This is a genomic window from Siphonobacter sp. BAB-5385 (assembly GCF_002261125.1).
Lineage (GTDB): Bacteria > Bacteroidota > Bacteroidia > Cytophagales > Spirosomataceae > Siphonobacter.
In genome coordinates, this window is record NZ_NMPS01000070.1 from 159,047 (window position 1) to 174,264 (window position 15,218).

The 15,218-nt window shown below is 49.0% G+C and carries 13 protein-coding genes and 1 tRNA gene; 8 read left to right on the forward strand and 6 right to left on the reverse strand.

The features are described from left to right. Positions 1 to 73: 73 nt before the first annotated feature. Positions 74 to 514, forward strand: a complete 441-nt coding sequence (locus BWI93_RS06935) for an NUDIX hydrolase (RefSeq protein WP_094809520.1) — start codon at positions 74 to 76, stop codon at positions 512 to 514. Positions 515 to 708: 194 nt separating this feature from the next. Beyond that, on the forward strand, positions 709 to 879 hold the full coding sequence (locus BWI93_RS27695) for a hypothetical protein (RefSeq protein ID WP_158242735.1): 171 nt from the start codon (positions 709 to 711) through the stop codon (positions 877 to 879). An 89-nt stretch (positions 880 to 968) separates the two neighbouring features. On the opposite strand, the gene BWI93_RS06940 is transcribed toward BWI93_RS27695, so the two are convergent. The 4 genes from BWI93_RS06940 to BWI93_RS06955 form a co-directional block, all read right to left on the reverse strand. Then, positions 969 to 1,039 (reverse strand) — tRNA-Gln (locus BWI93_RS06940). 131 nt (positions 1,040 to 1,170) lie between these two features. Further along, positions 1,171 to 2,058: an ACP S-malonyltransferase gene (gene fabD, locus BWI93_RS06945; RefSeq protein ID WP_094809522.1), complete on the reverse strand. Its 888-nt coding sequence runs from the start codon at positions 2,056 to 2,058 to the stop codon at positions 1,171 to 1,173. A 43-nt stretch (positions 2,059 to 2,101) separates the two neighbouring features. After that, the gene (locus BWI93_RS06950; RefSeq protein ID WP_094809524.1) at positions 2,102 to 2,488 is read right to left on the reverse strand and encodes a thiol-disulfide oxidoreductase DCC family protein; all 387 of its coding nucleotides are present in this window, start codon (positions 2,486 to 2,488) and stop codon (positions 2,102 to 2,104) included. Between the two features lie 112 nt (positions 2,489 to 2,600). Continuing rightward, positions 2,601 to 5,450 carry a gliding motility-associated C-terminal domain-containing protein gene (locus BWI93_RS06955; RefSeq protein ID WP_094809526.1) on the reverse strand — a complete coding sequence of 950 codons (2,850 nt, stop codon included), beginning with the start codon at positions 5,448 to 5,450 and terminating at the stop codon, positions 2,601 to 2,603. Positions 5,451 to 5,866: 416 nt separating this feature from the next. Between BWI93_RS06955 and BWI93_RS29450 the strand changes: the two genes are divergently transcribed. The 5 genes from BWI93_RS29450 to BWI93_RS06975 all read left to right on the forward strand — a co-directional run bounded on the left by BWI93_RS29450 (position 5,867) and on the right by BWI93_RS06975 (position 11,642). Then, positions 5,867 to 6,154, forward strand: coding sequence for a hypothetical protein (locus BWI93_RS29450; protein ID WP_369679109.1), 288 nt, complete (start codon positions 5,867 to 5,869; stop codon positions 6,152 to 6,154). 35 nt (positions 6,155 to 6,189) lie between these two features. Next, positions 6,190 to 6,654, forward strand: coding sequence for a hypothetical protein (locus BWI93_RS29455; protein WP_369679110.1), 465 nt, complete (start codon positions 6,190 to 6,192; stop codon positions 6,652 to 6,654). Between the two features lie 88 nt (positions 6,655 to 6,742). Beyond that, the gene (locus BWI93_RS06965; protein ID WP_094809528.1) at positions 6,743 to 8,731 is read left to right on the forward strand and encodes a fumarate reductase/succinate dehydrogenase flavoprotein subunit; all 1,989 of its coding nucleotides are present in this window, start codon (positions 6,743 to 6,745) and stop codon (positions 8,729 to 8,731) included. 42 nt (positions 8,732 to 8,773) lie between these two features. Next, entirely contained in the window at positions 8,774 to 9,523 is a 750-nt protein-coding gene (locus tag BWI93_RS06970; protein WP_199182003.1) for a succinate dehydrogenase/fumarate reductase iron-sulfur subunit, read from the forward strand. Positions 9,524 to 9,830: 307 nt separating this feature from the next. Continuing rightward, a complete protein-coding gene (locus BWI93_RS06975) occupies positions 9,831 to 11,642 on the forward strand; it encodes a hypothetical protein (protein ID WP_141217382.1) in 1,812 nt (603 codons plus the stop codon). A gap of 178 nt (positions 11,643 to 11,820) precedes the next feature. Here BWI93_RS06975 and rpoN read toward each other — a convergent pair whose 3' ends face one another. Next, positions 11,821 to 12,816, reverse strand: coding sequence for an RNA polymerase factor sigma-54 (gene rpoN / locus BWI93_RS06980; protein WP_369679116.1), 996 nt, complete (start codon positions 12,814 to 12,816; stop codon positions 11,821 to 11,823). After that, a complete protein-coding gene (locus tag BWI93_RS28615; protein ID WP_255157757.1) occupies positions 12,813 to 13,262 on the reverse strand; it encodes a hypothetical protein in 450 nt (149 codons plus the stop codon). The genes rpoN and BWI93_RS28615 overlap by 4 nt, the downstream gene beginning before the upstream one ends. A gap of 215 nt (positions 13,263 to 13,477) precedes the next feature. Between BWI93_RS28615 and lysS the strand changes: the two genes are divergently transcribed. Further along, a complete protein-coding gene (gene lysS, locus BWI93_RS06985) occupies positions 13,478 to 15,190 on the forward strand; it encodes a lysine--tRNA ligase (RefSeq protein ID WP_094809534.1) in 1,713 nt (570 codons plus the stop codon). Positions 15,191 to 15,218: the final 28 nt, after the last annotated feature.

Genomic DNA, 15,218 nt, shown 5'->3' on the forward strand with positions numbered 1-15,218 from the left:
TTTATCTTGAAAACTCCAGTTGACCTTTTTATTTTGTTCGTATTAATTGCTTAATAAACCGAAGTAGATTCTCATGAAAGTACGCCCCGCAGTCGTTCTGGTTGAAAATGACCATGTTTTACTGACTCGCTATGAATACGGTGATCAAACTGTTTTTCAGTTACCCGGAGGCAATCCCGATCCTGGCGAAACCCTGCCCGAAACCCTTATGCGGGAACTTCGGGAAGAACTAGGCATCGAGATTGAAGTACAGGGCTTGCTGGTCATGGGTGAAGTATTACTCCCTCAGCTCAAACAGGGTGTTTTGCACTGCGTATTTCTGGGTACGTTGGTGGGAGGAATTCCCCGAATTAATCCAGCCGAAACAACGGCTCTGGAAGTTGTATGGCGACCGCTGCCAAGTATCGCTGGACTAAATCTGTATCCAAACGTAGGCGTTGAGTTACTGGAACTGGTAACGGGTGTACGAAGCTCCCCGTACATCGGCAAAATTCGCCAGGAATGGTTTGGCTAAAGGCTTTGGGAATATTTACTTCCCAAGCCCCAAAGCAATGGTCTAAGCTAAATTAGTAAGGTTTTTGGGCAGACTATGACTTCGTTCGCATTTTTCTGGAACGAATATACGTCTCATGGCACATCATTTTTTTAAAGGAAGCTTAGTATAAATAGGGGGCATACAAAGCCCACTCATTTTAAACGATAAAAGCCATGATGATCCTACCCATAGTTATCGTAATGCTCCTCGTAATGGCGAGCATGTTCTTAGGTATCCGGGAAAATTTTACGGGTTCCAACCAGGACGACAAAACCGGTTTTGAAGGAAACGTTCGGACGATCCGTACGCTATACAAAGCATCCCCGCACGAGCTCGCTCGTTAATGCGAAAGATGAGCTAACATATCCGATGAGTGAAGAATCGTATCAAAAGGAAAAAGCCCCTCAGAAATTAATCTGAGGGGCTTTTGAAGTTGACCGACAAGGATTCGAACCCTGAATAAGAGAACCAAAATCTCCTGTGTTACCATTACACCATCGGTCATTTCCGTGTTCCGTGGTGCAAATATAGGGGGTTTTTGAAAGCCTTGTCAAGTCGTTTCTGAAAATAAATTTGAATTCAGGGAGCAATTTTTTTTAAATGCCTGAATACGAATCGCTTTTCATTGAAAAAAATTACACACCTGCGGTCTCGGCAGCGGCGTCGATCTTTTTCACCAGTCCTTGTAACACTTTACCCGGGCCGCATTCAACAAATAACGTGGCTCCGTCGGCCCGCATGGCCTGTACCGATTGCGTCCAGCGTACGGGAGCAGTTAGTTGAGCAATCAGATTCGTTTTGATGGCGTCAATCTGCGTAGCGGGCTGGGCGTTCACGTTTTGGTACACGGGAAACCTGGCCGTATGGAAAGGCGTCACTTCGATAGCAGCAGCCAGTTCTTCCCGAGCGGGTTCCATCAAAGGAGAGTGGAACGCTCCACCTACGGGCAAGGGCAGTACGCGTTTGGCTCCCGCTTCCTTCAAGCGTTCGCCCGCAATACGTACGCCTTCGTGCGAACCGGAAATGACCAGCTGACCCGGGCAGTTGTAGTTAGCCGCTACGACGATCTCGCCCGTTTCCTGACGTACCTGCTCACACAACTGAGCTACCTGCTCATCCGGCAGCGAGCTTAGAACAGCCGCCATCGTTGAGGGGTTGATTTCGCAGGCTCGCTGCATCGCCAAAGCCCGTTTGGAAACCAGCCGTACGCCATCTTCAAACGATAAAACACCCGCCGTAACCAGAGCCGAGAATTCACCCAGGGAGTGACCTGCGACCATATCCGGATTGAGATCGGGCGTAATGGATGCCAGGATCACGGAATGCAGGAAAATAGCCGGTTGCGTAACTTTCGTTTGCTTGAGTTCTTCATCGGAACCATTGAACATGATGTCCGTAATGCGAAACCCTAAAATATCGTTAGCCTTTTCAAAAAGAATGCGGGCTTCTTCGGAACGCTCGTACAGGTCTTTTCCCATACCCGAAAATTGCGATCCCTGACCCGGGAAAACATAAGCTTTCATACTGACAAGTTTGATAGAACCGCAAAAATAAAACTTCCCCGGCTTATCCCACAAAACGAAGCCGCTCTTTGGGGCTCGGCAGTCGGCAACTCTCGCGTTTGCCAAACCAGGTATAGCGGTTTCGGGCAATCAGACTGTACACGCGATCACGGATTGAAAGTGGTAAAAACCGAAAGCCCCAGAGCCATTGCCACCCTTTGACGTGGCGGGCGATGCGGAGGGCGGCTTCCGATTTCTCGTAGATGCGACCGTCTTCCCAAAGCAGTACACTATCAAAATCACGGGAAGGCCGATCCAGTTGGTCAAGTATAGACTGACCATACGCGGATTGCAGGGAAGCAAACTGATGCCTTCCGCCGTCATGATCCATGATGTAGTTGATGGTGGCGTTACAGAAGTTACAAACGCCATCAAAGAGAATGACTACCATGCGTGAAGGCCCTGATGTTACTGGATGAAGACACGGGTAAGGACTGAAACGTTCAGATACAGAAAAAGGAACCGCCCAGCAGTTCCTTTTTCTGTATCTGAATCAAAATAAGCTAGCGAATAATCTGTACCCAGCTCTTCAGAATAACCGGACGATTTTCGTCAGCCCGGTTCAGGCGTTCGTAAGTAACCTGAGCTTCGTAGTAGTACGTACCCGCGGCCAGTTCCTTACCTGCGTCCGTCCGTCCGTCCCACTGAATGAGCACATTGTCATTGCTCTCAAAAACTTTCACTCCCCAGCGGTTGTACACCCGGAACCGGACGTTTTTCACAAAACGAGGACAGCGAATCGGCTCGAATGTATCGTTTTTGCCGTCACTGTTGGGCGTGATTACGTTCGGTAAGGAGTAATCGGGACAGTTGTCTTTGCAGACCGTATTACTCGGCACAGACTCCGTACCAAAACGGTTTACCGAAGTTACGTAATAACACCCAGCGTAACTACCGAGGTTATCGTGCGTAAAGTTGCGGCTTGGAGGCGATTTGGTTTCACCGATTTTCTCAAAGTCACCCGTATCGCCGTAGCGTTTGTAGTAAATGTTATATTGAACAATGTTCGGATCACAGGCGGCACCGTTGGGACCCGTCGTTGCGTCGGTCCAGCTTAACCTATTGCTATACGGTCCTGTTTCGCAGATGCCTTGTACGTACGTTGCACAGTCAAGCTGGTCAAGCGTGAGCACGGGCGGGCAGGGACGAGTCGTATCCGTAGGCGTCAGACACAGGCGTTGCGAGAAGTTGTACAACAGACCGCTGTGAATGCTCGGGTCACCGTACGTGCCCACCGTTTCCACGCGGTAACAATACGTAGAGTCAGCGGAAAGTGTCGTACTGATGTCACCATCGGAGGTTACGTTATCGCGTCCATTATCCGTGTAGGTATAGGTTCCGGGACCCTGTACGGCTACCTGCTGAATCAGGTTGTACACGCCCGGCCGTACCTGACGGTAAATGCGGTGAGTCTGGTTATCATTGCTCCAGGGTACATTGGCCTGCCAGGAGAGCTGTACCGCACGTGACTGACCGCTTCCGCTCAGACGAACACTACTGGCCGCCTGCGAAGAATCCTGCCGCGTGGTACCGTTGAACACATCTACGCGGTAGCGATAGGCATTCGCTTCGGTATTCAGTCCACGATCCACATAAATGGTATCGTTGGTACGGGGAGCGGATAAGTTGGTATTGATCGTGCCCACTTGCGTATAGGCCGTACCATTCAAACCCGTAGTCCGGAAAATGCGATACTGCCGGGCTCCTGCACCTTCAGGCCGGGTCCATTTTACGGTAATCTGACCCTGGGTAGTCGAAGTTTCATCGACCGTCACGTTGGTAATGTACAAGGCCTGATTGGGTAATCGCTGACAGGCCTGGTTTGAGAACGTACTGTTAAATCGCGTCAGGTTATTCGGACCGGGGAACGAAGCCACAAGCCGGTAACTGTATTCGGTATTGGGTCGTAGACCGCTGGAATTGTCAGTGTACGTTGTTTGCGTAATCGGCACGCGACCTACTTCTACATAACCCGGCGGTGGCCCCGGTTTACAGAGATCAGGGGTCAGGTTCACACAACCCTGTCGACGATAAATCACGATTTGGGCACCCGTAATCTGGCAGGGGTACGCATCCCAGTTGAGTACATAGCCCGGGCCGCTGGGTTCAGAGCGTAAGTTTTTGGGAGCGGGAGCTACCACCCGGACTTTCACCGTTTTGCTATCTGTCAAATAGGGTTGAACGGATCCGGGGTGATCCCGTACCTTGAACAGCACTTCGTAGGGCAACTGTCGTAAATGGGTACAGTTGGTTTGCCAGCTAAAAGTACCCGTGGCTGGCGACGCCTGCGGTTGGGTAGGGGTAGTGAACGTCGCAAAGGGCGGCTGGATCAGGTTTATGCCGAGTGAACTTTGCTGATACACCCCGCTCGTAGAGGTAATCGTCAGGCGGTTGCCGTCAGGGTCCGTAGCCCGGACATTGAACGTAGCGGTTGATCCTGCCTCTACGCAAATTTCATCGGGAGCTTCTAACGTAGGCCGTTTGTTCTGACAGTCACGAACGATAATCTGCATATCCCGCGTGATCTCGCCAATTTTCACCCCACTTCGCCATTCTTCAATGATAAAAGCTACGTTATACTGACCGGGGCAGGTGGGGGCATCCCAGATCAAATCACCAGTAACAGAGTTAATACTATAACCCGCAGGGCCATTATTGGCTTCGTTACGATCATTACAATTCGGAATGTCGTTGGGGTACACAATACTTGGAATCACAAATCCATTACAGGACTCGCCCACCAGCGTTGATTTGTTTTGCGTCAGGCGGTACGCCAGGCTGTCGCCGTCTGCATCAAAAGCACTGGGGTTGTGGATGTATCGCTGACCCGCACAGGCTTCAAAATCAACAGGGGGATTTAGCATGACTGGCGTGCTGTTCAGACCCAGGAAGGCGTTGATAGCCAGCGTAGATTCAACAAAGAAAGGATATTCGTCTGATCTGTTATTGGTAATGTTAAGCGTTCCTTTGTTTCGGTTGTCGATGCCAACGGAAACGGTATACGTACCGGGAGCACTGAAGGTATGCGTCGTGCGAAAGATCAGCCGGACCGTACTATTCCCCACATCGACTATGCCTCCACTCGGTAAACCCTGCGTGAAAAGGGGGGTGTTCTGAACGGGGGTTCCATCCCCAAAACAGAATTTTACGCCAGTACCAGCCGTACCCTCGGTAGCCGGACGGCCCTGAGCCCAGTCGCAATAGATCGTAAGCGTTAACTCGTAGGTTAGGCTGGTACTGGAGATCCGGCGGGAGGTAATCTCACCGGCCCGCACGTGGGTAGCCCAGGCCGTGGAGGTTAACCCACAAATGGTAAAAACCAGTAATCCAAATAAACGGTAAAGGGTTCTCATGCTACGCTGGTATAATCAGACAATCAGTTCGGTAGTATTCAAAAAATAGCGGTAATCGGTACAGATGCCTCAAAAACAGGCTTGTAAAGGTACGGGTGTAATGCAGGTTCAAGGTACAGATTTGAATGTTCTTTCAATTCTGAAAACAATTGTTTTTACAACAAACTTTTTCACTGCTAAAGAAGTTTTTTTCCTGGGGGAAAATGTTCTGACAATAAGGTACTGAAACAGAGCTTGACCAGCCTTGAAGCGGGCACTAATTTCAAATGCTGAACGCTTTTCGGAAGCAAAAGGTATTTTTAATTAGCAAAAAATCAGAAATCGACTTTGGCAACCCACCGTTTGTGCCGTAGTTTTGATGCCTAATTAAGGGTTGGTTCCCTACCATTTTTAACTGTTCTTCGAGTCAAAAAACGATGTCCTGGGTCACACAAACTTTTTCGAGTTCGCTGGGCCGCAAGCTCATTATGTCCTTAACCGGGTTGTTCTTATGTACTTTCCTGGTGGTACACGTGAGCGGTAACCTGCAATTGTTCAATCACGATGAAGGCTATGGCTTTAATAAGTACGCTGCCTTCATGTCTACGTTCACGCCCATTCGGGTCGTTTCCTACGGCTTGTATGCATTCATTCTCTGGCATGCGTCCAGGGTCTGTGGCTGGCAAAAGACAACCGCAAAGCTCGTGGGGCACAGCGGTATGTAGTCGTTCATAACCAAAGTACTTGGGCAAGCCGTAACATGGCCCTGCTGGGTACGATGCTGTTGCTGTACATTGTGGTACACATGCACGATTTCTGGTATGTGTATCATTATGGAGATGTACCGTATCGTCAGTACGAAGAAAGCCTGGTAACGGGCGAAATTTCTTCTACGCCGTATACGGGACAACCGATTAAAGGCCGGCTGGAAGAGTACGTACGTGAAGATTCACAAACCCGTGTTACGATTGTAAAGGATTTGTACAAGGAAACGACCGTAGCTTTCTCTAATCCCCTGCTGGTACTCTTTTATGTACTGGGAATGGCGGCACTGGCCTATCACCTGGTGCACGGCTTCTGGAGTGCCTTCCAGACACTGGGCTGGAATCACCCCAAATATAATCCGCTGATCCGTTTCCTGGGCGTGTGGGTATTTGGTATTGGTATCCCGCTGGCTTTTGCGGCCATGCCGATTTATTTTTATATTAAGAGTTTAGGAGCGTAACCTTTGCCTTCAACCTTAGTGAAGGCGTGTGTATTCTCGTTAGTCATCAGTCCGGAATTATCCGGAGTTTATAAACTGAAATCATTCCATGGCAACATCACCCAAATTGGATGCCAAAATACCTGACGGGCCGCTGGAGACGAAGTGGACAAAGTACCGCTCGACCGTGCCGCTCGTTAACCCTGCCAATAAACGGAGTCTGGAAATTATCGTCATTGGTACGGGGCTTGCAGGAGCTTCGGCGGCTGCAACTTTGGCGGAATTAGGTTATAAAGTAAAAGCGTTTTGTTTTCAGGATTCTCCCCGTCGGGCTCACTCCATTGCAGCTCAGGGTGGAATCAACGCTGCTAAAAACTATCAGAACGATGGTGACTCCGTCTACCGTTTGTTCTACGATACAATTAAAGGTGGTGACTACCGGGCCCGGGAGTCTAACGTATATCGTTTGGCTGAGGTATCAGGTAACATCATTGACCAGTGCGTAGCCGCTGGGGTTCCCTTTGCCCGTGAATACGGCGGACTGCTTTCTAACCGTTCATTCGGTGGTACGCAGGTTCAACGTACATTCTATGCGGCAGGTCAAACGGGTCAGCAATTGCTGCTGGGAGCCTATTCAGGTCTGCAGCGTCAGGTAGGAGCCGGGAACATTGCGATGTATACCCGCCACGAAATGCTTGACGTCGTAATGATCGACGGCAAATGCCGGGGGATCATTGCTCGTAACCTGATTACGGGTGAACTCGAGCGTCACTTTGGCCATGCGGTTCTGATTTGTTCAGGAGGGTACGGAAACGTATTCTACCTGTCAACGAACGCCATGGGTTCCAACGTAACGGCTGCCTGGAAAGCTCACAAAAAAGGAGCATTCTTCGGAAACCCCTGCTTTACGCAAATTCACCCCACGTGTATTCCGGTATCGGGCGATCATCAGTCGAAACTGACGCTGATGTCCGAATCCTTACGGAATGACGGTCGGATCTGGGTTCCTAAGAAGAAAGATGACAATCGTCCTGCGGATCAGATTCCCGAAGACGAGCGTGATTATTATCTCGAGCGTCGTTACCCGGCTTTCGGTAACCTCGTACCCCGGGATATTGCCAGCCGTGCCGCCAAGGAGCGTTGCGACGCAGGCTATGGGGTAGGGACTTCGAAAATGGCCGTTTACCTGGACTACTACGCAGCCTATGAGCGGTACGGTAAAGGTGAAGTAAATAAAAGAGGTATTCACAATGCCTCAGCCGATCAGATCCTTCAGTTAGGAAAGGCCGTCGTAAAAGAGAAATACGGTAACCTTTTCGATATGTATAAGCAGATTACGGGTGAAGATCCGTATCAGGTGCCGATGCGTATTTACCCGGCCGTTCACTACACCATGGGAGGTCTTTGGGTGGATTACAACCTGATGACCACGGTACCCGGTCTGTATGCCCTGGGCGAAGCCAACTTCTCCGATCACGGAGCGAATCGTCTGGGAGCTTCAGCTTTGATGCAGGGGCTGGCCGATGGGTACTTCGTAATTCCTTATACGATCGGAGCGTATCTGGCGAGCGAAATCCGGACGAAAGCGATTTCAACGGATCACCCCGCCTTCGTACAGGCTGAGAAAGAAGTAAACGACCGGATTACTAAACTGATTTCGATCAAAGGCACGAAATCTCCCGAAGCTTACCACAAAGAACTGGGTAAGATCATGTGGGATAAGTGTGGAATGGCCCGTAATGAGCAGGGTTTGAAAGAAGCCATCCAGGAAATTCGTGCGTTGAAAAAAGAATTCTGGTCGAATGTGAAAGTTATGGGTGACGTAGATGAGTTCAACCCAGAACTGGATAAGGCGAACCGCGTAGCTGACTTTATTGAGCTGGGCGAACTGATGTGTATGGACGCTCTGGATCGCAATGAATCCTGCGGCGGTCACTTCCGCGAAGAATATCAGACGGAAGAAGGCGAAGCGAAACGCGACGACGAAAATTACATGTACGTATCCGCTTGGGAATATCAGGGTGAATCGCAGTGGGAGCTTCACAAAGAAGAACTCAACTACGAGAACATCAAAATCGCCCAGCGTTCTTATAAGTAATAGGTTAACAATTAGAGAGTTAACGAAACAATGGAAGGTAATATGAATCTGACGCTCCAGGTGTGGCGTCAAAAAAATAGTAGAACGGAAGGCCGGATGGAAACCTACCAGCTTTCCGGCATTTCCGAGGATATGTCGTTCCTGGAAATGTTTGATGTACTGAACGAGCAACTCGTACACGAAGGCAAAGACCCCGTATCCTTTGATCACGATTGCCGTGAAGGGATCTGCGGAGCCTGTTCCATGTACATCAACGGTCGTCCTCATGGACCCTTACAGGGCGTAACTACTTGTCAGCTGCACATGCGTAGCTTCAAGGATGGCGATACGATTGTAGTAGAACCCTGGCGGGCTCAGGCATTCCCGGTTATCAAAGATCTGGTAACGGACCGGGCCGCCTTCGACCGGATTATTTCGGCAGGTGGGTATATTTCGGTCAATACGGGTAATGCTCAGGATGCAAATGCGATCCCGGTTGCCAAAGAAAACGCAGATGCTTCCTTCATGGCAGCAGCCTGTATTGGTTGCGGAGCCTGTGTAGCCGCTTGTAAAAACGCTTCGGCGATGCTGTTTACTTCGGCTAAAATCTCTCAGTTAGCCCTGTTACCGCAGGGTGAAGCCGAACGGACCGCACGAGCCAAGAAGATGGTAGCCCAGATGGACGAAGAAGGCTTTGGAGCCTGTACAAACACGGGAGCCTGTGCTGCCGAGTGCCCGAAAGGCATCAGCATGGAAAATATTGCCCGTATGAACCGCGAATTTTTTGTGGCAGAAATTGGTACAAAAGATTAATTATAAATTGATGATAAACCAGTACTTGAGCAAAAACTTGCTTAGGTACTGGTTTTTAAATCAATAAGTTAGGATTAGAGGATAGAATAATATAGAAATTATTATACGGTATTTGGCCACTTGGCACAGTTATTATATTTATTACAGCGAAGTATCCTTTCGATAAATTATTCTCTGGGAAGTAAACAATGTCACTGGGACTTAGTTTACTTTGTGGAACTGAAAGTCAAATTTCTCCGTATATTTGAGAAAGTACTTCATTGCTGTTGTTTAGCTTAGCGACTTATCAAACAAAAACACACAAACTATGAAGAGTATCTACCGCTCGTTGTGCATGGGGTGGGGAATTTTAGCAATTTTACTTTGTTCAACCCAATTCAAAGCAACAGCTCAGACCACCGATCCGTCAACCTCTAGCAAACGTCTAACGTTACGCCAGTGGCGGAAGCAGGCTTTGAACGCACAAACCTCATCAACGTACATTACTGTTGGTGACTCTCTGACCGCTTGTGACACGATCACGTACATTCCGGTTCTTGGAAAATCACCCTGGCGTCTTGCCATCCCATTTGGTCCAGGTATTGCCTATTGCGGCACTTGGAACGGCACCTTTAACGATCACCGCGATCGCTCCCTGTTTAACGGCTTTGGTCTGAACGTTTCTGTAGGAGCGGATTATTTCTTCAGACCTGAAAATCGTTTCAAATTTGGTTTGGGCGTTGAAGGGGGCTGGCAAACGTTCTTCGTTCGTGGAGCGTACCGTAACTACCTTCTGAATCAACCTGCAGCTGCAAACATTGGTGCAGATAACATCGACATTAGAAAGCGTGCTTCTGAAGACATGTTCCTCTTAGTCGGTCCCGTTATTTCGTACGACCTGACGAAGAAACCACAAAGTAGCTTCCTGGAAGCAGCTGTAAAAGGGGGTGTTTTCCGCACGCAGTCAGCGATGATTGGTGCAATTGATACCCGTAACAACCAGCTGATTTCGATGGTTTCTCCGACGGACAAACTGTTACACCCGGGCGTTAAAGGACATATTGGTGCCTTCTTCCCCTTCGGTAACAACTGGTACGGTGGTGCACAAATCAGCGGTTTCTACACGCAGGTAAACTACTTTACGCAAGACAACGCTGCTCACATCTGGGAATTCAAGCGTAAGCATGGTGGCTGGGCTCTGCAATTAGCTCTTCGCAAGTCTTTCAACCGTACGACGCTGGTACAAGTGGCTCCGGCTGAATGCCCCACTTGCGTAGCTCCGACGATTACGGGAGTGACACTGGGTGACCAAACGATCACGGGTCTGACAGTAAAAGATTCGTTAGCGAACACGTTCTTCCGGGCTGGTACGTATCCAAAAGTTACCTGGACGAGCGGAAGCTCAGAAGCGGGCGAAACGTATACGGTGAATGTTCACAAGAAATCTCCGAACTCGGACGAAATCGTATACTCACTGAAGAGCACGACCGAACGTAGCTTCGAATGGCCTCAGGATCTGAAATTCCCGGGTGACTCGATTTCTCAAACGGAATTCTACTACGTAACGGTTCACTCAGAGCGTAACAACAAGTGTGGACGTTGCATCTCTGAAGTAGCTACGGCTAGCTTCGGTTTCGAGAAAGCAGCTCCGAAAGTTGTTGAAGAAAAAACTCGCTTCCGTCACCGCTTAGTTGAAGTTTCTGCATACTACTCTACGGTAGTGGGCCGTGATTCAGTACAATGCTACTGCTACTGCGATGGAACGCGTCAAGCAAGTGGTACGTACCGCAAACGCACCCTGTACGGAACGTATACGCAAGAACTGGAACAAGCTAAGCTGAACGCTTTCGAAGAACTGAAAGACGATATCGAAATCGCAGTTCCTGCTCAATTCGATGCTCTGGTATCTAGCATGAAGCGTCCAAGATACTTCAAGGCTATCTACGAAATCGATGAAGTGAAAGCAAACGGTGAAGTGGTTCGTCACTTAGGTGATTACCAGGTAACCATCACTCGTTCGAAAGGTAAATACATCATCTCTAAAACCAGTATTCGTCAGATTACGGAAGAAGAGAAACAACGTATCATCGAACAAGAAGGCCGTAAGGCTAAAAAAGGAAAGCCTAGAAGAAGAAACTAATCTTTCCTGAGTAACAAAAAAGGCTCCGCTACAAGTGGAGCCTTTTTTGTTTAGAGGTTGCCTGATTAAACGCGGAGTCGTACGTATGGGAAGGTGAGTTTCTTCCTGTACAGCCTGTCAATAAAAAGGCGGATCGTATCTACGATCCGCCTTTTTATTAATTTATGAGTAATGGATGCTAAAGTTCCCGGCGAATTTTGGCAATGGGTATGTTCAGTTGTTCACGGTATTTGGCCACCGTACGTCGGGCAACCGGATACCCTTTCTCCGTCAATAGTTCCTGAATCTGCTGGTCGGTATACGGCGACTGCTTGTCTTCTTTTTCGATGATTTCAACGATGGCCTGTTGGATCTCACGGTTAGAAACCTCTTCACCTTCGTCGTTTTTCACGCCCTCGGTAAACAGGTCTTTCAGGTGAATGATACCGAAAGGCGTTTGAGCGTATTTGCCCGAAGTAACCCGTGAAATGGTCGAAATGTCCATGCCAATGCGGTCAGCAATATCCTTGAGAATCATGGGTCTAAGCTGCCGTACATCGCCCGTTATGAAGTAGTCCTTCTGAAACTCAATGATGGCCCGCATCGTATTCAGCATGGTTTGCTCGCGTTGCTTCAGAGCATCGATAAACCAGCGGGCCGAAGCCAGCTTGCTTTTAACGAACTGAGCCGTGGCCCGGTCACTTTTGTTGCGGGATTCGGCCATTTCGACTACTGCCTTACTTAGCCGGATGCTGGGTAAGTCGCGACCATTGAGGTTTACTTCAAAAAGACCATTATCGTTCGTAACAAAGTATTCGGGCAGGATATTCTCATTAACGACCAGACTACTGCTTTGTCCACCCACTACGGGTTTGGGGTTCAGGTGAGCAATCACGCCGAGTACTTCCTTCAACTGTTCGTTGTCCAGGTTCATCACCCGCATGATTTTCTCGTAATTTCGTCCTGCCAGTTCGTGCATGTGCCGCCGTACGACTTCTATACTCAACGTATTTTCGGGCGTATGCGGCTTGCGTTCCAGTTGTAACAGTAAACAATCCTGCAGGTCGCGGGCGGCCACACCCGGTGGGTCGAGCGAGCGGATCAGGGGAAGGATTTCTTCTATCTCCGATTCTTCTACCCAGATGTTATTGGTAAAGCTAATGTCGTCCGCGATGTTGTAGGCGTCGTACTTCAGAAAGCATCATCATCGAGCGAGTCCACGATGAAATCAGCAATCAATCGCTGCCGCTCGGTTAATTCAAGCGTACCTACCTGTTCTTTGAGTTCCTCCCGCCAGGTATTCAGCTGAACGATGGGAGAAGTATAGAAATCCTCGTCGGCGGCAAAGTTATCCGACCGGGTTTTGTATTCAGGAATGTCATCATCGGCAAATTCATCCCAGTCCCGAAAATCATCGGTGGGTAAATCATTGCCTTCGGGTTGGAAGTCATCCAGACCGTCGGAATTCTCTTCTGCTTGTTCGGGCGTTTCGACGCCTTCTTCCAGTACCGGATTTTCTTCCAGCTCATCTTTTATTCGCTGCTCCAATTCCAAGGTATTCAGACCCAGCAAATTCAACATCTGAATCTGCAGGGGTGAAAACTTCAGCGTTTGGCGTTGCGTTTGGGTCAGTCGCTGCATATCTCTTCCTAGTAAAAGGTCCCCATACCCATTAAATGAGTACATGGGGCGGTGATTTCTACAAAGCTAAGGATAGTTAAAAGGTAGCGAAAGAATAAAACCTTAAAATTGAGCAGGTATTTATGCTAACGGAGCAGTCCGCAATGGTTATTTTTGCAGCCAATCCACTGGGTGGATGTATTGTCAACATTCCCTGAGAAGGGTGATATTAAATCATGCAACTTTCTGAACAAGAATTACTCCGTCGTCAGAAACGGGAAGAACTATACCGGCTGGGCATCGATCCGTATCCGGCTGAAGGCTACGAAATCAACGTTACGGCCGCTGACATTCTCCAAAACTACGAACGGAATAAAACCGATTATAAAACCGTTTCCATTGCCGGTCGATTGATGAGCTTCCGGATTATGGGTTCGGCCAGTTTTGCTGAATTACAGGATGCTACGGGCCGTATTCAGTTGTACTTCCGTCGCGATGACCTGTGTCCGGACGAAGACAAGACCCTGTATAATACGGTTTTCAAAAAGCTGCTTGACATCGGAGACATTATCGGTATCAAAGGGTACGTATTTACGACGCAGACCGGCGAGATTTCCATTCACGTACAGGAATTTACGATCCTGACCAAATCGCTTCGTCCGCTTCCCATCGTGAAACGGGATGAAGAAGGGAACGTGTACGACGGCTTTATGGACCCTGAGTTACGTTACCGGCAGCGGTACGTCGATTTGATTGTAAACCCGCAGGTAAAAGATATTTTCGTAAAACGGGCCAAAATCATTTCAACCATGCGGCGAATCTTTGATGATCGCGGCTGGCTGGAAGTAGAAACCCCGATTCTGCAACCCATTCACGGTGGAGCCGCGGCTCGTCCGTTTAAAACGCACCACAATACGCTCGATATGCCTCTATATCTGCGGATTGCGAACGAATTATACCTCAAACGACTGATTGTGGGTGGATTCGAAGGGGTGTATGAATTTGGAAAGATGTTCCGTAACGAAGGGATGGACCGGACGCATAATCCGGAATATACCGCCATGGAATTCTACGTAGCCTACAAGGATTACGAGTGGATGATGAACATGACGGAAGAAATCCTGGAAAAGGTTGCCATCGCTACCAATGGACAAACGCAGGTACAGATCGGTGAGAACCTCGTTGAATTCCAGGGACCGTATGCCCGACTGAGTATTTCCGAGGCCATTCAGAAGTACACGGGCCTTGACGTAGACGCGTTATCGGAAGACGAACTGCGGGCCGAAGCTCAGAAACTCGGCGTGGAAGTAGATGCCACCATGGGTAAAGGAAAACTCATCGACGAGATCTTTGGTGAAGCTGTGGAGAGCAATCTGGTGCAGCCTACGTTCATCATGGACCACCCGCTGGAAATGTCACCCCTGACCAAAAAGCACCGGAGCAAACCCGGAGTAGTGGAGCGGTTTGAAATATACGTTAACGGGAAGGAGATTGCTAACGCCTACTCGGAGTTGAACGATCCGATTGATCAGCGGGAGCGTTTTGAAGAACAGCTTCGTCTGGCAGAACGTGGCGATGAAGAAGCCATGGCTCTCGATGAAGATTTCATCCGTTCACTGGAATACGGTATGCCGCCTACCGCCGGCATTGGCTTCGGCATTGATCGTTTGACGATGATGATGACCAATAACGCCAGCATTCAGGAAGTTCTGTTCTTCCCACAAATGCGTCCGGAGAAGAAAGCGGAAGTAGCTACCGAAGCCGATTACGTAGCCGCGGGGATCCCTGCCGAGTGGGTACCGGCTATCCAGAAGATGGGCTTTCTGACGGTAGAAGCCCTGAAAGGAGCAAATCCGAACAAAGTATTCAATGATCTGGGTGGACTGCGTAAGAAGTTGAAAATCGAAGCGAAAATGCCGACGCTGGACGAGGTGAAAAGCTGGGTATAAGTTTAGGCGTTTATCATTTTGAACAAGC

Bases quoted from the DNA above. Each gene is read 5' to 3' on its own strand.
- BWI93_RS06935 (WP_094809520.1), top strand. From the start codon at position 74: ATGAAAGTACGCCCCGCAGTCGTTCTGGTTGAAAATGACCATGTTTTA.
- BWI93_RS29455 (WP_369679110.1), top strand. From the start codon at position 6,190: ATGGCCCTGCTGGGTACGATGCTGTTGCTGTACATTGTGGTACACATG.
- lysS (WP_094809534.1), top strand. From the start codon at position 13,478: ATGCAACTTTCTGAACAAGAATTACTCCGTCGTCAGAAACGGGAAGAA.
- BWI93_RS29450 (WP_369679109.1), top strand. From the start codon at position 5,867: ATGTCCTGGGTCACACAAACTTTTTCGAGTTCGCTGGGCCGCAAGCTC.
- BWI93_RS06975 (WP_141217382.1), top strand. From the start codon at position 9,831: ATGAAGAGTATCTACCGCTCGTTGTGCATGGGGTGGGGAATTTTAGCA.
- BWI93_RS06955 (WP_094809526.1), bottom strand. From the start codon at position 5,450: ATGAGAACCCTTTACCGTTTATTTGGATTACTGGTTTTTACCATTTGT.
- BWI93_RS27695 (WP_158242735.1), top strand. From the start codon at position 709: ATGATGATCCTACCCATAGTTATCGTAATGCTCCTCGTAATGGCGAGC.
- BWI93_RS28615 (WP_255157757.1), bottom strand. From the start codon at position 13,262: ATGCAGCGACTGACCCAAACGCAACGCCAAACGCTGAAGTTTTCACCC.
- BWI93_RS06965 (WP_094809528.1), top strand. From the start codon at position 6,743: ATGGCAACATCACCCAAATTGGATGCCAAAATACCTGACGGGCCGCTG.
- fabD (WP_094809522.1), bottom strand. From the start codon at position 2,058: ATGAAAGCTTATGTTTTCCCGGGTCAGGGATCGCAATTTTCGGGTATG.
- BWI93_RS06950 (WP_094809524.1), bottom strand. From the start codon at position 2,488: ATGGTAGTCATTCTCTTTGATGGCGTTTGTAACTTCTGTAACGCCACC.
- BWI93_RS06970 (WP_199182003.1), top strand. From the start codon at position 8,774: ATGAATCTGACGCTCCAGGTGTGGCGTCAAAAAAATAGTAGAACGGAA.